The sequence below is a fragment of the Burkholderia sp. EMB26 genome, assembly GCF_024730645.1.
Lineage (GTDB): Bacteria > Pseudomonadota > Gammaproteobacteria > Burkholderiales > Burkholderiaceae > Burkholderia > Burkholderia cenocepacia.
On record NZ_CP078071.1, the window covers coordinates 2655722 to 2674267 of the forward strand.

General features: G+C 70.0%; 17 protein-coding genes. 5 read left to right on the plus strand and 12 right to left on the minus strand.

The window, feature by feature from the left end; all coding sequences use genetic code 11:
• Positions 1-27: 27 nt before the first annotated feature.
• The 4 genes from KU887_RS28680 to KU887_RS28695 all read right to left on the minus strand — a co-directional run bounded on the left by KU887_RS28680 (position 28) and on the right by KU887_RS28695 (position 3387).
• Positions 28-1152 (minus strand): amidase, encoded by a 1125-nt coding sequence (locus tag KU887_RS28680; RefSeq protein ID WP_062885313.1) that lies wholly within the window; start codon positions 1150-1152, stop codon positions 28-30.
• Between the two features lie 31 nt (positions 1153-1183).
• A complete protein-coding gene (locus KU887_RS28685; RefSeq protein WP_205670657.1) occupies positions 1184-1705 on the minus strand; it encodes a nuclear transport factor 2 family protein in 522 nt (173 codons plus the stop codon).
• An 8-nt stretch (positions 1706-1713) separates the two neighbouring features.
• Positions 1714-2091 carry a hypothetical protein gene (locus tag KU887_RS28690; protein WP_006490490.1) on the minus strand — a complete coding sequence of 126 codons (378 nt, stop codon included), beginning with the start codon at positions 2089-2091 and terminating at the stop codon, positions 1714-1716.
• A gap of 102 nt (positions 2092-2193) precedes the next feature.
• A complete protein-coding gene (locus tag KU887_RS28695; protein WP_006490498.1) occupies positions 2194-3387 on the minus strand; it encodes an acyl-CoA dehydrogenase family protein in 1194 nt (397 codons plus the stop codon).
• Between the two features lie 150 nt (positions 3388-3537).
• Here KU887_RS28695 and KU887_RS28700 point away from each other — a divergent pair, with 150 nt between their 5' ends.
• A complete protein-coding gene (locus KU887_RS28700) occupies positions 3538-5091 on the plus strand; it encodes a sensor histidine kinase (RefSeq protein WP_258256469.1) in 1554 nt (517 codons plus the stop codon).
• Between the two features lie 44 nt (positions 5092-5135).
• On the opposite strand, the gene KU887_RS28705 is transcribed toward KU887_RS28700, so the two are convergent.
• From KU887_RS28705 to KU887_RS28715, 3 genes are all read right to left on the minus strand, one after another.
• The gene (locus KU887_RS28705; RefSeq protein ID WP_006493343.1) at positions 5136-5522 is read right to left on the minus strand and encodes a tautomerase family protein; all 387 of its coding nucleotides are present in this window, start codon (positions 5520-5522) and stop codon (positions 5136-5138) included.
• Positions 5523-5702: 180 nt separating this feature from the next.
• Positions 5703-6206 carry an aromatic-ring-hydroxylating dioxygenase subunit beta gene (locus tag KU887_RS28710; RefSeq protein ID WP_112750750.1) on the minus strand — a complete coding sequence of 168 codons (504 nt, stop codon included), beginning with the start codon at positions 6204-6206 and terminating at the stop codon, positions 5703-5705.
• The gene (locus KU887_RS28715) at positions 6203-7486 is read right to left on the minus strand and encodes a Rieske 2Fe-2S domain-containing protein (protein ID WP_006483596.1); all 1284 of its coding nucleotides are present in this window, start codon (positions 7484-7486) and stop codon (positions 6203-6205) included. Before KU887_RS28715 ends, KU887_RS28710 begins: the two co-directional genes overlap by 4 nt.
• A 140-nt stretch (positions 7487-7626) precedes the next feature.
• On the opposite strand from KU887_RS28715, the gene KU887_RS28720 reads away from it, so the two are divergent.
• On the plus strand, positions 7627-8544 hold the full coding sequence (locus KU887_RS28720) for a LysR family transcriptional regulator (RefSeq protein ID WP_062911376.1): 918 nt from the start codon (positions 7627-7629) through the stop codon (positions 8542-8544).
• Positions 8545-8670: 126 nt separating this feature from the next.
• On the opposite strand, the gene KU887_RS28725 is transcribed toward KU887_RS28720, so the two are convergent.
• Entirely contained in the window at positions 8671-9660 is a 990-nt protein-coding gene (locus tag KU887_RS28725) for a PDR/VanB family oxidoreductase (RefSeq protein WP_212111456.1), read from the minus strand.
• Between the two features lie 156 nt (positions 9661-9816).
• Entirely contained in the window at positions 9817-11214 is a 1398-nt protein-coding gene (locus KU887_RS28730) for an MFS transporter (protein ID WP_060267649.1), read from the minus strand.
• A 418-nt stretch (positions 11215-11632) separates the two neighbouring features.
• Between KU887_RS28730 and KU887_RS28735 the strand changes: the two genes are divergently transcribed.
• Positions 11633-12751 (plus strand): porin, encoded by a 1119-nt coding sequence (locus KU887_RS28735; protein WP_034202736.1) that lies wholly within the window; start codon positions 11633-11635, stop codon positions 12749-12751.
• Between the two features lie 26 nt (positions 12752-12777).
• Here KU887_RS28735 and KU887_RS28740 read toward each other — a convergent pair whose 3' ends face one another.
• Together KU887_RS28740 and KU887_RS28745 are read right to left on the minus strand one after the other, a co-directional pair.
• Positions 12778-13815, minus strand: coding sequence for a LysR family transcriptional regulator (locus tag KU887_RS28740; protein ID WP_060212741.1), 1038 nt, complete (start codon positions 13813-13815; stop codon positions 12778-12780).
• Positions 13812-14780 (minus strand): AraC family transcriptional regulator, encoded by a 969-nt coding sequence (locus tag KU887_RS28745; protein ID WP_258256477.1) that lies wholly within the window; start codon positions 14778-14780, stop codon positions 13812-13814. The genes KU887_RS28740 and KU887_RS28745 overlap by 4 nt, the downstream gene beginning before the upstream one ends.
• A gap of 149 nt (positions 14781-14929) precedes the next feature.
• Here KU887_RS28745 and KU887_RS28750 point away from each other — a divergent pair, with 149 nt between their 5' ends.
• Together KU887_RS28750 and KU887_RS28755 are read left to right on the plus strand one after the other, a co-directional pair.
• Positions 14930-16036, plus strand: coding sequence for an NAD/NADP octopine/nopaline dehydrogenase family protein (locus KU887_RS28750; protein ID WP_006495631.1), 1107 nt, complete (start codon positions 14930-14932; stop codon positions 16034-16036).
• Positions 16033-17043 (plus strand): 3-hydroxybutyryl-CoA dehydrogenase, encoded by a 1011-nt coding sequence (locus KU887_RS28755; RefSeq protein ID WP_125332191.1) that lies wholly within the window; start codon positions 16033-16035, stop codon positions 17041-17043. Before KU887_RS28750 ends, KU887_RS28755 begins: the two co-directional genes overlap by 4 nt.
• Before the next feature lie 11 nt (positions 17044-17054).
• Here KU887_RS28755 and KU887_RS28760 read toward each other — a convergent pair whose 3' ends face one another.
• Complete coding sequence (locus tag KU887_RS28760) at positions 17055-18395, minus strand: MFS transporter (RefSeq protein ID WP_006483609.1); 1341 nt, start codon at positions 18393-18395, stop codon at positions 17055-17057.
• Positions 18396-18546: the final 151 nt, after the last annotated feature.

The following is an 18546-nucleotide window of genomic DNA, read 5'->3' on the forward strand; positions in this document are numbered from 1 at the left end:
CGATGGAAGCGGCGCCCGCATCGTGGTTCATGCGGCGAGCGCCGCTTCGAAGTGGGCCGCGATCGCGCAGACCCGCTCGTCCGCGCCTTTGCGACCGACGATCTGCAAGCCGGCCTTCAGCGGTGAACCGGCGAGCGGTAGCGGCAGGCTCAGCGCCGGATGGCCGCTCAGGTTGAACGGCCGGATCAGCGACGACATCGCGATCACCGATACGCCGTCGCGGGCCTGCTGCAGCGTGATCGGCAGCGCGGGCAGCGTCGGCAGCACCAGCACGTCCGCGTGTTCGAGCGCGGCGTCGACCTGCGCGGTGAAGCGTGCGCGCACGGCTTCGGCTTCCGCGAGCGCGGCCGGTGTCGTCGTCGCGGCCATGCGCAGTCGCGCATCGAGATCGGCGCCGAGCCGCCCCGTTTCGACCAGATGGCCGAACGCGCGCGACGTTTCCGCATTGATCACGGTCAGCCCGGCCGCGAACGAGGCCGGCATTTCGTCGAGCACGACCGTGTGCGCGCGCAGGCCCGATGCACGAACGGCCGCATCGAGCGCGGCGGCGATCGCCGGGTCGGCGTCGACGACGAGTTGCGCGACCGTGCAGCCTGCCGCGGCAGCCGTCGCCTGCACACGATCGAAGTCCGGCGCGATCGCGGCCATCACCGCGACGAGCGTGCGCATCTCGCGTGCGAACGGCCCGACGCAATCGAGCGTCGTGTCGGCGGGCGCGACGCCGCGCCGCGACACACGGCCGAACGTCGGTTTCAGCCCGGCCACGCCGCAGCACGCGGCCGGCCCGCGAATCGAGCCGCCGGTATCGGTGCCGAGCGCCGCATCGACGGCGCCGAGCCCGACGAGCGACGCGGAGCCGCTCGACGAGCCGCCGGGAATGCGCGTGGCATCCTGCGGATTGACGGGCGTGCCCGTGTAGTCGTTGATGCCGGTCATGCCGAACGCGAGTTCGTGCATGTTCGCCTTGCCGGCGATCTGCCAGCCGGCGTCGAGCAGCAGGCGGACCACGTCCGCGTGCTGCGCGGCGGGCGGCGCATCGGCGAGCGCGCGGCTCGCCGCGCGGGTCGGATGGCCGGCGATGTCGATCGTATCCTTGATCGCGATCGTCGGGCCGGGGCCGCCGAGCGTGAAGGTGTCGATGAAGCCTGTCATGGTCGGTATCGTGCGAAAGCAGCGGGAAACATCAGGACCGTGGCGCGGCGGCGAGCGGCCACGGGCCGTCGAGCACGCGTTCGGTGCGGAAATGGCGGATCAGCCAGGTGGCGCCGTCGGCGGCCGGCGCGAAATCGACGGTCAGCCGCGCGGCGATCAGTTCGGCCGAGCCGTCGGCGTAGCGCGACGCCTGCAGCATGATCCAGCGGCCGCGCGCGCTGGCGCGATCGGCGCCGATCTCGATCGACTCCGACGTCAGGAAGTGCAGGTTCGCCGCGAAATGCGGATCGGGCGGCAGGTAGCGGCCGAGCATCGCGACGATCGCCGCGGGGCCTTCGAGGCGGCCGAACTTCCGCGCGTATTGCGGGCCGATGCCTTCCCACACGGCATCGGCCGTGAACAGGTCGGCGAGCGACGGGCCGGCGCCGGCGTCCTCGGGGACGTCGCACAGCGCCATGTAGCGCGTGAGCGTCGCGCGCACCGCGCGCTCGGCATCGAGCGCCGCGACGCGCTGCACGAGCGTGTCGATCGCGGCAGGGGACAGGTCGGTCATCGCGCGCGTCACGCCGCGGGCTTCGCGGCCGGCGGCACGGTCAGCGCGCGGCCCACGCGCGCCTCGATCTTGCCGTAGCGCCACAGGTTGTATTCGCCGACGGGCGTCGTGCGGTACAGGTTGCACACGGCGACCGTCGTGTCGAAATCGGCGACGTCGGCCATGATGTAGAAGGTCCACGGCGCGCCGTCGGCCTGGCCGACCACGAGGCGGTCGTCGTCCATCACGCCGAGCACGCGCACGCCGGGCATCGCTTCGACGGCCGCGAGCATCGCGCCGTACGCCTGCCACACTTCGCCGATCTGCTCGCGCGGCAGGTCGAAGAAATTCTGCGACACGCCGCAGCAGAACAGGACGCGCAGCGGCAGCGGATTCGAATCGGACATATCGGGTTCTCCAGAGAAATCAGGCGGGCGCATGAGCCGGCCGGCGACGGCGCGACCGGTTCGGCTTCATGCGCGTTCATCAAAAGCGTCGGTCGATGCAGGTTACAGATAACCGGGAAACGGCGCGACGCCGGTGAATACCGCGCCCGCGCCGTCAAAGTTGCCTTCGGCGAGGAACGCGTGTTGCGTGACGACCATCGCATCGCGCAGCAGCCGCTGCAGCGGATGCGACCGGTAGATCGCCGCCGTGCCGCCGAGGCGGTACGCGCGCTCGACGACGCTCGCGCCTTCGCGGGCGATCTGCGTGGCCGCGAGCCGCAGCAGGCTGACCTGGTCGGGCGTCACCGGGTTGCCCGCGAGGATCGATTGCCACACCGAGTCGGTCGCGTCGTAGAAGAACGCGCGCGCCGAGCGCAGCTGGGCCTCGGCCTTCGCGAGCTCGATGCGGAAATACGCGCGATCGGCCAGACGCGGCGCGCCGGTCGTCGTCTGGCGGCCGCCGGACATGCGATTCACGACGTCGAGCGCCGCACGCGCGAGGCCGAGGTTGACGACGGCCAGCACCTGCGCCGCATACGCGACGGTCGGATAGCGGTACAGCGGTTCGTCGACGGTCGGTTCGCCGCCGCGTACGAAGGTCCACGCCTCGGGCACGAAGCGGTCGTTCACGCGCAGGTCGTGGCTGCCGGTGCCCTGCATGCCGACCACGCTCCAGTTCTCGACTATCTCGACCTCGGCGGCGCGGAACACGGCCGTGCGCGGCTTGTTCGGTGCGGCGTCCTGCACACCCGGCACGGCGATGCCGACGCCGAGCCAGTCGGCGCCCTTGCAGCCGCTCGCGAATTTCCACGTGCCGTTCACGCGCCAGCCGCCCGGCGCGTCCTGCGCGGGCTGCACCGGGAACAGGCCGCCCGCGAACACCTGGTCGGGGCCGCCCGCGTACAGCTCGGCCTGGGTCTCGAGCGGCAGCGCGGCGAGGTAGACGTTCGCGGAGCCGAAGCTCGCGACCCACGCGGCCGAACCGTCGGCGGTCGCGATCCGTTCGATCATGTCGAGGAACGCGGTCGGCGCGAGCGCATCGCCGCCGAAGCGGCGCGGCGTGCCCGCGCGATAGATGCCGGCCTGCTTGAACAGCGCGATCACGTCGCGCGGCACGTGCGACAGCCGGTCGAATTCCTCGCGGCGCGCGGCGACCGTTTCGAGCACCGCGTCGAGCGCCGACAACTGCCCGGCCGCGGGAGAGGCCGCGGGCGGCGAGGTCGGCGCGGATTCGATGGCGAGGGCGGCTTGCGGCATGGTTGTCTCCTGGGGATGGGGGGCGATTTCTGTGTCGGTTGCGGGGAGCCAGACGATGCAACCAGTCTAGAAACGCCGAAAACACGCAGCAATTGGTGCGTTGGGCCGCGCGACTGGTGACGCTCCGTGCCGGCCTAAAGAAATCTTCAGATGCGATCGGCGCGCGCCGGTGCTATGTTGGGTTTCCGGCCGCGCGACGCCGCGCGCCTTCTTCCGAATCCGATCATGAGTTTTCCCGACGAAGACGATTTCCACCGGCTGCTCGACGCGCTGACGACCTGCGTGCTGCTGCACGACGCGCACACCAGGGCAATCGTGTGGGCGAATCGCGCCGCGTGCATCGCGCTCGGCTTTTCGGTCGAGGAACTGCTGCCGCTGAAGGCGCCGGACATGACGCGTCCCGAGCCGAAGTACCGCCGCGAGATCGCGGTGAGCGCATGGGATCGTGCGCTCGTCGACGGGCCGCAGGTGTACGAGTGGTGCTATCGCTCGCGTACCGGCGTCGACATGCTGTCCGAGGCCACCGCGACCTACGTGCCGCTGCGCGGGCGCGACGTCGTGATGGTGCAGTTCCGCGACATCAGCGCGGAGGAGGCGGTCCGCCAGCAGTTGCGCCGCTACGAGGCGCGGCTGCGCGAGTTCATGCAGGATCTCGACGAAGGCATCGCGGTCGTGACGCCGCACGGCGGCGTGCAGTTCATCAGCGAGTCGGGCCGCCGCGTGCTCGGGCTCGCGCCCGACGAGCCGCTTGGCGCGGTGCTCGACTACTGCTCCTCGACCGATCGCGACCGGCTCGTCGCGCAGTTGCGCGACGCACCGTCGGCGCACCCGTCCGCACCGCAACGCTACCGGATCGTGCGGCGCGACGGCTCGGCATGCTGGCTGCGCATCCTGTGCCGGCAGGTCGAGATCGAGGACGATCTCGACGGGCTGCTCGTGCAGTTCCGCGACGTGAGCGACGAAGTCGCGATCGAGGACGCGCGGCGCGCCGAGGCGCGCATGCTCGAATACGCGGGCCGTTACAACGCGATGGGCGAGATGGCGACCGTGATCGCGCACGAGTTGAGCCAGCCGCTCGCGGCCGTGCGCAATTTCATCGAAGGCGCGGTGCGGCGGCTGAACGGCGACGGCGCCGTCGACGACGCGATCTGGGGGCTGCGCAGCGCGGACCGGCAGGCCGAGCATGCGGCGCTGATCATCAAGAGCGTGCGCGAATTCATCGTGAAGCGCGAGCCGGTCGTCGCGCGGGCCGACCTGCGCGACATCCTCGCGGACGTCGCGTACTTCATCGAGCTGCGCGCGAAGGAGGCCGGCGTGACGGTCGCGATCGTGCAGGCCGACGCGCCGCTGCCGATCCGCTGCGAGCGCGTGCTGATCGGGCAGGTGATCCTGAATCTCGCGTTCAATGCGATCGAGGCATTCGCCGGCTGGGAGCGCCTGCCGCGCACGCTGACGCTCGGCACCGCGAACGTGGCCGGCCATGCGGAGTTGCGGGCGATCGACAATGGCCCGGGGATCGAGGCCGGCGCGCACGACCGGCTGTTCGACGGCTTCTCGTCGTCGAAGGCCGGCGGCAACGGGATCGGGTTGTCGCTGTGCAAGAGCATCGTCACGCGCCACGGCGGGCGGATCGCCGCGAGCCCGGCCGCAGGCGGCGGGCTCGACTGCCGCGTGACGCTGCCGCTCGCCGACGCGTCCGCCTAGCGGCCGCGCGGCGTCACGACGGGGCAGCGGCGCGCGGCGCATGGTCAGCGCCCCAGCGCCCGCGCGGTCTGGCCGCCGATGCCGAAGTCCGTGTTCGGAATGTCCTTGATGATCACGCGCGTCGCCTGCAGCGGCGCGTCGAGCACGTGCGCGCCCGCGTCGGACAGCGCGGCGATCAGCGCGCGCTTCTGTTCGTCGGTGCGGCCGGCGATCAGGATCGCGACGATCACCGGCAGCGACGGCGGCGCGCCGTCCGCGGCGCTGCGGCCGCCGAGGCCGATATGCGTCGCCGGCAGCTCGGTGAGCAACACGCGCACCGATTCGATCGGTGCGCCGATCGCGTCGACGGTCGCACCGGTCAGCCTGGCGATCAGTTCGGCCTTGCGCGCGGCATCGTGGCCGGCCGGCAGGAAAACTTCGAGTGTGGGCATGGTCGTCCGGAAAGGTGAAGGTGACCGGCTCACCGTTGCGCAGGCGATGGCGAACCGGTGGGCCGCGCAAAGGTGAAGGTGACCGGCTCACCTTTGCGTTGGCGGCGGCGAACCGGCAGCCGCTCACAGGTGAAGGTGCCCGGTTCACCATTGCGTTGGCGACGTTGAACCGGTCAGGGCTTACAGCAGGAAGCCGATGGCGCTCAGCGCTTCGGTCGAGTCGATCAGGCGCACGACTTTCTCCGCGATCCGCATCTCGCCGTCGCCATCGACGTGCAGCTTGTGCGTGACGTCGGCCGCGAACAGCGTCGCGACGCCGCGCTTGTACGCGACGACGACCTGCGCCGATTTCAGCTCGACGGTATCGGCGCTGCCGCTCTCCAGCGTGAAGCGCGACACGGTGCGCACCGTGCGCGCCGCGTCGGTCGCCGACGCCGAATAGCCGGACACCATCCGCTGCACGCGCTTCTCGCGCATGTCCTGGTCGTCGAACACGTAGTTCAGCGTCGCCGCGAAATCGGTCGTGTCGGGATCGATCGGCACCACGTAGTGCCCGGCCCGGTCCCACAGGTCGAGCCACGCGCGGTAGTCGCGGCGGTCGAGCATCTCGGCTTCGCGCCACACGAATTCGACCGCGCGGGCGAAGGTCTGCTCGGAAAAGAGGGCGTTGCGGTCGTCCATCATTGTTGCTCCATCATCTTGCGCCATTGCTGGTAGGCCTCGCGCATGCCGGTTTCGTCGGTCGCATGCGCGGTCTTTTCGCCGTTCGCGGCGGTCGTCTCCCGGTTCAGCCCGCGATTCACGAGGATCGGTACGTCGGGGCCCGCGTGCGCGCCGCGCTGCACGCGCTCCCAGGCTTCCGCGTCGTCGGGGCTGCCGAAGCCGAACGGGCCCTGGAAGTGCTCGTGGATGCGCAGCCGCTCGCGGTTCGCTTCGTCGGGGCCGCCGTCCATCGCGAGCGCGACGTGGCGGATCTCCGTTTCGTTCGCGGAGATCGGCCGCAGCACGCGGAAGAACGCCATCGACAGCGCCAGGTTCGGGAACAGGTTCAGGTTGAAGCCGACGCCCATCAGCGAGCGCACGATGCGGCGCACTTCGTCCGGCGCATGGCGCTCGGCGAGCTTCGCGGCGAGCGGCGCGAAACGCTCGGGCAGCGGCGCGCCGTCGTCCTCGTCGAGATCGATCAACTCCGGCATCAGCACCGCGAGGCTGTGGCCGTTGCCGAGCCCGCGGCAGAACGCGTGCTCGCTCGTCATGAAGCTCGTGATCGCGGCGGCCGTCTCGTCGTCGATCGACTTCATCCACGACTTGTGCACGACCGGGAAGTGATAGAGGTCGGTGGTGTTCTCGAGCTGGATCTTCCAGTTGCCCTTGAACTTGAACTTGTGTTCGCCGTTCGCCTTGATCGGGTAGCCGGCGCCCTGTTTCATGAACAGGTCGATCCACGGCTTCGCGCCGCCGAGGAAATCCTCGAGCGGTTCGATCGCATCGTTGAAGCTCGCGAAGATCAGCCCCTGGTACACGCCGACGCGCAGCTTCACGAGCGGCAGGTCGCCTTTGTCGCACACGCCTTCGTAGCCGTCGCCGTACGGCAGCGCGCGCAGCGTGCCGTCGAGCGCGTACGACCAGCTGTGATACGGGCACGTGAAGCCCTTCGCGTTGCCCTTGTGCGCTTCGCACACGGTCGCGCCGCGATGGCGGCAGCGGTTCTGCAGCACGTTGATCTCGCCGGTCTTGTCGCGCACGACGATCACCGGCTGGCGGCCGATCGTCGTCGTGATGAAGTCGCCCGGGTTCGGCAGTTCGCTGGCGTGCGCGACCCAGATCCAGGTGCGGTAGAAGATGCGGTCGAGTTCGGCTTCGAACAGCGCGGGATCGTGATACATCGCGGGCGCGATGCGGTCGGGCTGCGCGAGACCATGCAACGCGCGGGTGTCGATCGTCTGGTAGGCAATGTCGCTCATCGTCGTCGTGGGGAAAGAGTCGCGAAAATCGGGCCGCGCCGTGCGCAGCGTCCAGGGACCAGTCTCGTCTTCTGCTACATATCGGTCAAATTGATCTAAAATCGATGATCAAATAAATACGGCAAATGATGGAGGTCACGATGACGTCGGTCGATCATCTCGATCTGAACCTGTTGCGCGTTTTCCAGGCGATCGTCGAGGAACGCAGCCTGACGAAGGCCGGCGAGCGGCTCGCGCTGTCGCAGCCGGCCGTCAGCTATTCGCTCGGCCGGCTGCGCACGCTGTTCGACGATCCGCTGTTCGTGCGGACGCGTTTGGGCATGCAGCCGACGCCGGTCGCGCTGGAACTCGCCGGCATCGTCGGCAAGGCGCTCGACATGGTCCGCGTCGCGCTGCGCTATGCGGAGCGCTTCGATCCGGCCGCCAGCACGCGCACGTTCCGGCTGTCGCTGTCGGATGCGGGCGAGATGGCGTACCTGCCGGCGATCTGCCAGGCGCTGCGCGAGCGCGCGCCGCGCGTGACGCTCAGCGTGCAGCCGCTGCCGGTGGAGGAGATCGAGGAGGCGCTGCGCGCGAGCCGGCTCGATTTCGCGATCGGCAACCTGCCGGAGCTGATGCCGCGCACGCGCCACCAGTTGCTGTTCGAGGAAACCTACGTGTGCATGACGGGGCGCCGGCGCGGGCTGCCGGCGGCTGCCGCGCTGAGCCTCGAGCAGTTCGTGCGCGCCGCGCACGTCAACGTGAAATCGGTCGAGCACAGCCACCACGCGCTCGACGACGCGTTGCGCGCGCAGGGCGTGGGCCGCAACATCGCGCTCGAGGTGCCGCACTTCGTCGCGCTGCCGAGCGTGCTGTCGGTCACCGATCTGTATGCGACGCTGCCGAAGCGGCTCGCGCAGATCCTGAACCGCGACAACGCGTTCCGCCTGTATGAGCTGCCGGTCACGTTGCCGCCCGCGCCGGTGACGATGCACTGGCACGAGCATTTCCACGAGGACGAAGGCAACGCGTGGATGCGTGCGCTGCTCGCCGAGATCGTCGAGCGCTTCGACGAGTGACGCTCGGGTGGTGCGCGATGGGCGGCCGAGGGGGCGCGCCGGTGTCGGCCTGCATCGGCTTCCAGCGCACCGGTGCATCGGCCCGTCGCTGGATCGGCGCCGCGGCATGTCGGCGCGCCCGACGTGTCAGAGATCGAGCACCAGCACGGCGGAACGTGCGCGCGACACGCAGCAGCAGATCACCGTATTGCTCGCGCGCTCGGCCTTGCTCAGGCAGTGGTCGCGATGATCGGGCTCGCCGTCGATGACCGGCACCATGCAGGTGCCGCACACGCCTTCGCCGCATGACGTGTCGACCTCGATGCCGATCGTCGCGAGTGCGTCGACGATCGACGTATCGGGGGCGACGCGCACCGACTGGCCGCTGCGGTGCAGGCGCACTTCGAAGCCACCGGCCGGGCCCGAACCGGCTTCGGCATTGCCCGCATCCGCGGCGACGGGTTCCGCCGCGAAGCGTTCGAGATGAATCGCGTCTTCCGGGATTCGCGTGGCCGCGGCCGCGACGACGGCATCCATGAACGGCCCGGGGCCGCACGTATAGACGTGCGCCGTCGGGTCGATCGATTCCATGCAACGGCCGAGTGCGGCCGCGAGCGCATCGGGCTCGACGCCGTAATGGAACGTCACGTGCGCTGCGAACGGCCCGGCCGACAGTTCGTCGACGAAGGCGGCATGGTCGCGGCTGCGCGCGAAATAGTGCAGTCGATAACGCGCGCCGCGCTTGTGCAGCGCATACGCCATCGACAGCAGCGGCGTGATGCCGATGCCGGCCGCGACGAGCACGTGCTCGCTCGCGTCATCGGTTAGACGAAACAGGTTGCGCGGCGTGCCGATCGACAACTCGGCGCCGACGCTCACGTCGTCGTGCAGCGAACGCGAGCCGCCGCGCGACCGCGCTTCCTTCTTCACCGCGAACAGGTAGCTGCCGCGCTCGTCGGGGTTGCCGCACAGCGAGTATTGCCGCGTGATGCCGGACGGCGCGGTGACGTCGATATGGGCGCCCGGTTCGTACGCGTCGAACGGCTGGCCGTCGACGCGCGAGACCCGGAAACAGCGGATGTCCTGCGCCGCGTCGATCAGCGCGTCGATCCGGACCTGGTGGCGGTTCGCTTGCATGGGAAATTCCGTGGGATAGAGGAAAGCGGCGCGGCAGAGCCCGCGCCTTCATGCGATCGAGAATAGGGACGGGCATCGCATAAATCAAATCGATTAAAAAGCGATGCCTGAATCAGCCGGATGGGTAATACTCGGGCGCGCGGTCGTGCCCGGCGTTCAGCGCGCGGCGACCGCGTCGCCAGCGCCGGCGGCCTGCGGCGTCGCGGCCGACGTGTGACCGCGTTCACGGTCGAGGCTGCGGCGATAGTGCCGGCAGCCGACGGCGAGCAGCAGCGCGGCCAGGGTGGCCGCCGCGACGTTGACGATCGACATCGAATGGCCGACCGCGGCCGGTGCGCCGAACACGCGATCGGTGAACAGCGCGACGACGGTCGTGCCGATGCCGAGCGCGATCAGGTTCGACACGAGCAGGAACAACGCGGAGATCTGCGCGCGCATCTGGTTCGGCGCGAGCGTCTGCATCGCGGCGGTCGAGGTCGGCATCGGGAACGACGCGAAGAACATCGCGACGACCAGCATCGCGAGCGATGCGGGCAGGCTGTCGAGCTGCGTGAACAGCGTCGCGGGGATCGCCATGCACGCGGCGCCGATCGCGCCGGCGCGCATCGGCGCATCGCCGCGGCCGCGCCGCAGCAGCCAGTCGTTGAGCCAGCCGCCGCAGAACACGCCGGCGGTGTTGGCGACCAGCAGCACGATGCCGAGCGTATAGCCGGCTTCGACGGCCGTCATCCCGAAGCGGCGGATATAGAACGCGGGCGTCCAGCTCAGCAGGCAGTACAGCGCCATCGCGTAGAACGAGAAGCCGAGGTAGTGGCACGCGAAGGTCGCGCGGTGCGTGCCGACGAAGCGCAGCGAATCGCGCATCGACACGCGCCGCACGGCGCCCGAGCGATCCTGCGCGAGCCCCTTGCGCTGCGGATCGCGCACGGTCGCGGCGAACAGCAGCGCGACGAGGATGCCCGGCAGCCCGACGATCAGGAACGTGACCTGCCACGCATGCACCTGTCCGACGACCGGCAGCGTGAATGCGCTCGCATGCTTGAGCAGCGCGATCACGTAGCCGCCGATCAGGAACGCGATGCCGCCGCCGATGAACGAGCCGAGCGAATACACGGCGACCGCGCGCCCGAGCTTCTCCTTCGGGAAGTAGTCGGCGAGCATCGAATACGCGCCGGGCGACAGCGCGGCCTCGCCGACGCCCACACCCATCCGCGCGACGAACATCTGCACGAATTGCTGGCTGAGCCCGCACGCGGCGGTCGCGACGCTCCACAGCGCGATGCCGAGCGAGATGATGCGCGGGCGCGCATAGCGGTCGGCGAGATATGCGACGGGCAGCCCCATCACCGCATAGAACAGCGAAAACGCGAAGCCGTTGAGCAGGCTGAACTGCGTATCGGACAGGTGCAGGTCGCGCTTGATCGGTTCGATCATCAGCACGAGGACTTGCCGGTCGACGAACGAAAAGATGTACGCGAGCATGCAGATGACGACGACATACCATTCGTACGTATAGCGCTTGCCGTCGGCAGCGCGGGCCGTGGATGCGGACATGCGGGTTCTCCAGGAGCGGGCGGTGGAAAAGCGCGGCATCGGCCTGGCGGGCCGGGCGCCGTCGCGGCGCGAAAGCGTGCGGGTGACACGATCGACACGATCGGAGAGCAGCGTAGTCGGCCAAATTCGGCCGCCATAGCCGGAGTGACAGCCGCGCCACACGGACATTTACCGACCCGGATAAAGAAAACACCGAGACCGTGCGCACGGGCCGCCGTGCAGCGCGCGTGCGGCGGGGCCCGCGCGCGTCATGCGGCGCATCTATAAGCGTTATAGAGCGCATTGCGTCGACGTCCGAAATTGTCGTTCCTAGACTCGGCCCGGTTTTGATCGGCAACGTTCGCATCTGAAAGCGAACGCGCTGCACATCAAGCGGCGCGATGCCGACAGGCGCCGCAACTTCTACGGGACGACGCAGATGAACCATCCGAACGGGCGGGCCGACCGGCTTGCCGTACCGCTTGCCGCGCTGCTCGCATGCATCGCGCTGCCGGCCGTCGCGCAATCGAGCGTGACGCTCTACGGCCGCATCGACACCGCGATCGAATACGCGAACGCCGGGCCGAACCACGTGACGCGCATGGGCAGCGGCAACCTGTGGGCGTCGCAGTGGGGGCTGAAGGGCGTCGAGGATCTCGGCGGCGGTTATGCGACGATCTTCAAGCTGGAGGACGGTTTCAACGCGGCGAGCGGCGCGTTGTCGAACAGCAGCGCGCTGTTCGGCCGCGAAGCGTGGGTCGGCATCACCGGGCCGTTCGGCGGCGTGCAGTTCGGCGAGCTCTACACGATCCTGCATACGACGCTCGTCACGTACAGCCTGCCGGGGCTCGGCGCGGGGCTCGCCTGGGGCAACGCGACCAACAATTTCGTCGGGCCCGCGTTCCTGCGCGTGCGCAACTCGATGCGCTACACGTCGCCGCGCTACGCGGGCTTCATGCTGCGCGCGATGGCTGCACGCGGCGCCAACGGCGCGGCCGGGCAGCCGGCGACGCTCGGCGATACGTACGGCGCCGGCATCAATTACGTGCGCGGCGGCTTGTCGGTCGACGTCGACTACATGCAGCAGAAGTTCAGTCCGGTCGCGGCGTCCACGCTCGGCAGCACGAGCCCGGCCGCGAACGGCAACTACACGCTCGGCGCGATTTCGTACGACTTCAGCGTCGTGAAAGTGGCCGCGCTGTACCTGCGCCATCGCGGCGGCCCCGATGTGGCGACCGCGATCGACGGCCAGAGCGCGTATCCGCACAGCGACATCATGGAACTCAGCGCGACGGTGCCGATCGGGCGCGCGTCGCTGCTGCTGAGCATCGGCCATTACCGGAAGGTGGCCGACAGCGACGGCAACGCCGATTCGTACGGCATCCGCTTCGACTATCCGCTGTCGAAGCGCACGGTGCTGTACACGGGCGCCGCGATGGTGCGCAACGGCGCGCATGCGCGCTTCGTCGTCAACGGCGCGGCGGGCGGCGGCGTCGCGGTGGCGAAGCCGGGGGCGACCGCCAGCTCGCTCGTCGCGGGCATCCTCACGTCGTTCTGAGCGTTGCGGCGGCCCCGCGTGCGCCGCTATGCGCAGGCGGGCGGCTGCGGCGCGAGCCATGCGTCGAACGGCGCCTGCTCGCCGATATTGAACAGTTCGAGCAGCAGCGCCCGCAGCCAGCGATGGCCGGGGTCCGCGTCGAAGCGGCGGTGCCAGTACGCATTGACGGCCCATTCGCCGGCGCCGGCGATCTCGTACAGCACGCACGGCTGGCGTGCCGCGAACGTGATCGCGATCGTCTCCGGCAGGATCAGCGCGTAATCGCCGCCCTGCAGCAGGGCAGGCACCACCAGAAAATCGGGCAGCGCCGCGCGCACGCGCGGCATCAGCTCGTGCCGTTCGAGCAGTTGCATCGATTGCGGATGCGACGTGACCGCGACGAAGCGCAACGCATCGGGCGCCGTGCCGTCGAGCACGAAATCGTCGGGCAGCCCGACGCGCTGCGCGGTGCGGCGTGGCATCAGCAGCACGCAGCGCTCGTGCAGCAGCGCGGTGCGCTGAAAGTGGCTCGACGCATCGGCAAAATGCCCGAGCGCGAAGTCGATGCGCCCCGATTCGAGCGCGACGTTGAGCTGGCATTCGTCGACGTGCAGTGTCTCGATCACGGCGCCCGGCGCGCGCCGGTCGAACGCGGCGAGCAGCGTCGGCAGGAACGCGCTCGCCGCGAAATCGCTCATGTGCAGGCGGAACACGCGCTGCGTGCTGTCGGGCGCGAAGCGCGAGCCTTCGTCGAGCACGTCCTGCAGGATCGCGAGCGCCTTGTCGACCGAGATCGCGAGCCGTTGCGCACGCGGGGTCGGCTCGACGCCGGTGCCGGTGCGCACGAACAGCGCGTCGCGGAACATCAGCCGCAGCCGGCCGAGCGCGTAGCTGACGGACGGCTGCGTGACGCCGAGCCGCAGCGCCGCGCGGCCGACGTGCCGCTCCTCGTACACCGCGCGAAACGTCTTCAACAGGTTGAGATCGAGATCCTGCACGCGCAGGCCGTCGGGCGCGTCGCCGTCGTGCGGCGCGGGTTCAGGGCGGGCGGGGGCCGTCGCGCGGCCGGGAGCGGAGAGCGTCATCGGGTCTGCCTCGCGGTGACGGAAGGCGGGTGGCCGTAACGCCGCGCATACGCCTTCGCGAAATGGCCGAAGCCATGGATGCCGTGCGCGATCAGCACGTCGGTCACGCTGCGCGCGTCGCCGCGTTGCAGCGCCGCGTGCACGGCGGCGAGCCGACGCTCGCGCACGTACGCGGCCGGCGTGGTGTGCAGGAACGCGCGGAACGCATGCTGCAGCGTGCGCGGCGCGACGCCCGCGACGGCCGCCAGCGCGGCGAGCGCGAGCGGTTCGCCGAGATGCGCATCGACGTGATCGCACGCGCGGCGCACGTGCGCGGGCAGCGGCGGCGTGCCGCGCAGCAGCGCGTCGCTGTACGCGTGCGGCAGGTGCGTGAGCAGCAGCGACATCAGCCACGCGGTGAGGTCGGCGCCGAACACCGGCGAGGCCGTGCCGACGCCCGGCTGCGCGCCGAGCCGGCACAGGTACTCGAAGGTCGGCAGCACGAGCGCGGCGCCTGTGCCGCCGGCCGCGAGGTCGAATTGCAGCGGCCGCGTGAGCGTCGCCTGCAGCATGTCCTGCAGCTTGCGTTCGAGCGCGTCGCGTTCGAGCCGCAGCACGAGGTTGCGGCAATCGGGGCTCGTGCGCAGGCGGCTCGCAAGCGCGGGCGACGACACGGTCAGCTCGCCGGGCCCGGCGCGTGCGACGACGCTGCCGGCCTGCAGCTCGCATGCGCCCGCGAGCGTCAGCCGGAACAGGAAGTGATCGGCATCGTCGCCGAAATCGATGCGTGTCTCGCGGCCGTAGCAGAGTTCGAGCAGCGCGCCGTGATGCAGCGGCACCTCGTACAGCTCCGCGTGAAACGGATCGCAGCCGGACGCGGCCATCCGGTGCGGCCCGAGCCGGTGCGCGACCGCGCGTTCGACCTCGTCGGGGGCCTGCAGCGTGCCGAGCCGGTTCGGCGCATGGCGGGAAAGGGCGATGTCCATGCCTAGACCTCGTGGCGGATACGGGAGCGCCGCGGCCTGCGCATCGCCGCGATTGCGTTGCGCGAACGGGCGCGTCGTTGCGCGTTTTGAAGCGACGCGGCGCGGGCGGCCGCGTAGTCTCGGACATACTCGATCACCGGGAGAAAACGATGAAGGTATGTGTTCTGGGCGGCGGCCACGGTTGCCATGCGGCGGCCATCGACCTGCTCGAAAAAGGCCACGACGTGACGTGGTGGCGGCGCGATCGCGAGCCGCATGCGCGGCTGCGCGAGCTTGGCGTGCTGAACGTCGCCGACTATCGCGGCAAGCGTTCGGTGCCGCTCGGCGATGCGCCGGGCGCGATCCGCCTGACCGACGATCTCGCCGCCGCGCTGCGCGGCGCGCAACTCGTCGTGGTGCCGCTGCCGGCCACGTCGCACGACGCGCTCGCCGCGCAGGCCGCGCCGCTGCTGGAGGATGGCCAGGTCGTGTTCCTGCCGCCCGGCACGTTCGGCAGTGCCGTGTTCGCCCGCGCGGCGGCCGATGCCGGCAACCGTTCGCGCGTCGCGTTCGCCGAAACGGGCACGCTGCCGTACCTGGTGCGCAAGCACGGCGACAACGACGTCGTGATCAGCGCATACGCGACGCGCCTGCCGACCGGCGTGTGGCCGGCGAATGCGGCGGGCTGGGCGTTCGACGTGCTGCGCGCCGGCTATCCGTCGGTCGAGCCGGTCGAGGATGCGTTGTCCGGCGCGCTGATGAACGCGGGCCCGGTGATCCATCCGCCGCTGATCCTGATGAACGCCGGCCCGCTCGAACACTTCGACGCGTGGGACATCCACAACGAAGGCACGCAGCCGTCGATCCGCCGCGTGACGAACGCGCTCGACGCCGAGCGCATCGCGGTGCGCGAAGCGCTCGGCTACCGCGCGCCGCATTTCCCGCTCGCCGATCACTACGCGACCGACGGCGACGAGTGGATGTACGGGCGCGGCGCGCACGGCAAGCTGACCGATAGCGGCGACTGGCGCGAGAAGATCGATCTGCGCGCGCATCGCTACATGCTCGAGGACACCCGGCTCGGGCTGTCGTTCATCGTGTCGTGCGGGCGTTGGGCCGGCGTGCCGACGCCCGTCGCGCAAGGGCTGCTGAGCATCGCGAGTGCGGTCGCGGTGCGCGACCTGTATGGGGAAGGCCGCACGCTGGAGCGGCTCGGGCTCGCGGCGCTGTCGAAGGACGCGCTGCGCGCGCTGCTCGACGCGGGGTATTCGGCATGAAGGCGGCCGCCGATGTGACACGCATTCACGTGCTCGGCGCGGGACGCATGGGGCAGGGCATCGCGCTCGTGTTCGCGTTCGCGGGCCTCGACGTGACGCTGATCGACTTCAAGCCGCGCGACGTGCACGCGTGGCGCGCATTCGAGGGCCGCACGCGCGACGAGATCGTGCGGCCGCTGCACGCGCAGGTCGCGCTCGGCCGCATCGACGCCGCGCAGGCCGATGCCGTCGTCGCGCGCATCGCGCTCGTGGCGCGGGACGGCGGGGCCGACGCGGTACGTGATGCCGACATCGTGTTCGAGGCGCTGCCCGAAGTGCTCGATGCAAAGGCCGACGCGCTGTGCTGGCTCGGCGAGCACGTCGATGCGCACGCAACGATCGCGTCGACCACGTCGACGTTCGTCGTCACCGAATTGCAGCGCCACGTCGCGCACCCGGCGCGGATGCTCAACGCGCACTGGCTGAACCCGGCGCTGCTGATGCCGCTCGTCGAGGTCAGCCGCAGCGGGGCGACTGAACAGGCCGTCGTCGACGGGCTCGCGGCGCTGCTCGAACGCGTGGGCAAGAAGCCGGTGATCTGCGGGCCGGCGCCCGGCTATATCGTGCCGCGCATCCAGGCGCTCGCGATGAACGAGGCCGCGCGGATGGTCGAGGAAGGCGTGGCCAGCGCCGAGGACATCGACACCGCGATCCGCACCGGCTTCGGCCCGCGTTTCGCGGTGCTCGGGCTGCTCGAATTCATCGACTGGGGCGGTTGCGACATCCTGTACTACGCGTCGACGTATCTGGCCGGCGAAATCGGCCCGCGCTTCGCGCCGGCCGCGAGCGTCGTGCGCAACATGGAAGCCGGCCGCGACGGCGTGCGCACGGGCGCCGGCTTTCACGACTATGCGGCGGTCGACGTGCCCGCGTACATGCGGCAGCGGCTCGGCGAATTCGCGCGGCTGCTCGACCATCTCGGGCTGGCGCCGGCGTTCGACCGCGCGCGGCGCGACGCCGGGCGCTGAGCGGCGCGCGATCATGCCGGGTCGCCGCGCGAACCGGCGGCGGGCGTGGTGCGCGTCTCGCGCATCACGCACAGCGTCGCGACGGTCACGAGGCCGAGCGCAATGAGGAACAGCGACACCGGCCACGACGCGTGATAGCGCGCGAGCAGCGCGGTCGCGATCAGCGGCGACATCCCGCCCGCGAAGATCGACGCCACTTCGTGACCGAGCGCGACGCCCGAGTAGCGCACTTCGGTGCTGAACAGCTCGCCGACGAGCGCGGGCAGCGTGCCGATCATCGCGCCGTGGCTCACCGCCGTGCCGACCGTCAGCGCGAGCCACACGAGCGGCGTCACGCGCGTGTCGAGCAGCCAGAAGAACGGAAACGCGCACGCGACGAGGCTCAGCGCGCCGATCAGGTACACGGGCTTGCGGCCGATCCGGTCGGACAACCGGCCCCAGGCGAGCATCGCGCCCATTTCGACGATCATCGCGATCATCACGCCGGTCAGCATCGTGCCATTCGGAATCCCGAGGTATTTTCCGTAGACGAGCGAGAACGCGAGGAAGATGTACGCGCCGCCGTTCTCGGCCACGCGCAGCCCCATCGCGAGCAGGATTTCCTTCGGATGGCGGCGGATGCACTCGACGATCGGCAAGTGCGTGTGCGCGCCGCGTTTGCCGGCCTGTTCGAAGTCGCGACTTTCCGGCAGATGGCGGCGGATATAGATGCCGATCGCGAAAATGACGATGCTCGCGAGGAACGGCAGCCGCCAGCCCCACGCGCGGAACAGGTCGTCCGGCAGCGCCTGTGCGGCGAGGAACGCGATCGACGACAGCACGAAGCCGCCGCCCACGCCGAGCTGGCTCCACGCCGCGTAATAGCCGCGCTGCCCGGGCGGCGCGTTTTCGCTGATCATCAGCACGCCGCCGCCCCATTCGCCGCCGGACGCGATGCCCTGCAGCAGGCGCAGCACGACGAGCGCGGCCGGCGCCCACAGGCCGATCTGCGCATAGGTCGGCAGCAGGCCGATCGCGAAGGTCGATGCGCCCATGATCAGCAGCGTCCAGACGAGCGACGCCTTGCGCCCGTAGCGATCGCCGACGTGGCCGAACACGATCCCGCCGAGCGGCCGCGCGACGAAGCCGAGCGCGAACGCCGCGAACGCGGCGAGGCTGCCCGCGAGCGGGGAGGCGCCGGGGGGGAAAAACACGTGACCGAACACCAGCGCCGCGGCCGTGCCGTACACGAAGAAGTCGTACCACTCCATCGCGTTGCCGGCGACGGAGGCGATGACGATCCGGCGCAGTTGCCGGTCGGCGAGCGGCGCGGCAGCGGCGCCCGGGGATTGCACGGTGTCGGTCGGGTACATGGCGGACTCTGAAGGGGGAGGCAGGCGCGTGCCGTCTTCGCGATGCATGCGGCACTGCGGGCTAGTGTTGTCGGCCCGCCGCTTCCCGGTCAAATCCGCAGAAAAAGGGGAGTGTCATCACTCCCGCAAATGATGGTCGGGGCGCGCGTGG

What these genes read in the sequence shown, in the direction of transcription:
- KU887_RS28755 (WP_125332191.1), top strand. Translation starts at nt 16,033, where the DNA reads ATGAAGGCGGCCGCCGATGTGACACGCATTCACGTGCTCGGCGCGGGA.
- KU887_RS28680 (WP_062885313.1), bottom strand. Translation starts at nt 1,152, where the DNA reads ATGACAGGCTTCATCGACACCTTCACGCTCGGCGGCCCCGGCCCGACG.
- KU887_RS28750 (WP_006495631.1), top strand. Translation starts at nt 14,930, where the DNA reads ATGAAGGTATGTGTTCTGGGCGGCGGCCACGGTTGCCATGCGGCGGCC.
- KU887_RS28705 (WP_006493343.1), bottom strand. Translation starts at nt 5,522, where the DNA reads ATGCCCACACTCGAAGTTTTCCTGCCGGCCGGCCACGATGCCGCGCGC.
- KU887_RS28725 (WP_212111456.1), bottom strand. Translation starts at nt 9,660, where the DNA reads ATGCAAGCGAACCGCCACCAGGTCCGGATCGACGCGCTGATCGACGCG.
- KU887_RS28745 (WP_258256477.1), bottom strand. Translation starts at nt 14,780, where the DNA reads ATGGACATCGCCCTTTCCCGCCATGCGCCGAACCGGCTCGGCACGCTG.
- KU887_RS28710 (WP_112750750.1), bottom strand. Translation starts at nt 6,206, where the DNA reads ATGATGGACGACCGCAACGCCCTCTTTTCCGAGCAGACCTTCGCCCGC.
- KU887_RS28700 (WP_258256469.1), top strand. Translation starts at nt 3,538, where the DNA reads ATGCGATCGGCGCGCGCCGGTGCTATGTTGGGTTTCCGGCCGCGCGAC.
- KU887_RS28735 (WP_034202736.1), top strand. Translation starts at nt 11,633, where the DNA reads ATGAACCATCCGAACGGGCGGGCCGACCGGCTTGCCGTACCGCTTGCC.
- KU887_RS28685 (WP_205670657.1), bottom strand. Translation starts at nt 1,705, where the DNA reads ATGACCGACCTGTCCCCTGCCGCGATCGACACGCTCGTGCAGCGCGTC.
- KU887_RS28720 (WP_062911376.1), top strand. Translation starts at nt 7,627, where the DNA reads ATGACGTCGGTCGATCATCTCGATCTGAACCTGTTGCGCGTTTTCCAG.
- KU887_RS28730 (WP_060267649.1), bottom strand. Translation starts at nt 11,214, where the DNA reads ATGTCCGCATCCACGGCCCGCGCTGCCGACGGCAAGCGCTATACGTAC.
- KU887_RS28760 (WP_006483609.1), bottom strand. Translation starts at nt 18,395, where the DNA reads ATGTACCCGACCGACACCGTGCAATCCCCGGGCGCCGCTGCCGCGCCG.
- KU887_RS28740 (WP_060212741.1), bottom strand. Translation starts at nt 13,815, where the DNA reads ATGACGCTCTCCGCTCCCGGCCGCGCGACGGCCCCCGCCCGCCCTGAA.
- KU887_RS28690 (WP_006490490.1), bottom strand. Translation starts at nt 2,091, where the DNA reads ATGTCCGATTCGAATCCGCTGCCGCTGCGCGTCCTGTTCTGCTGCGGC.
- KU887_RS28695 (WP_006490498.1), bottom strand. Translation starts at nt 3,387, where the DNA reads ATGCCGCAAGCCGCCCTCGCCATCGAATCCGCGCCGACCTCGCCGCCC.
- KU887_RS28715 (WP_006483596.1), bottom strand. Translation starts at nt 7,486, where the DNA reads ATGAGCGACATTGCCTACCAGACGATCGACACCCGCGCGTTGCATGGT.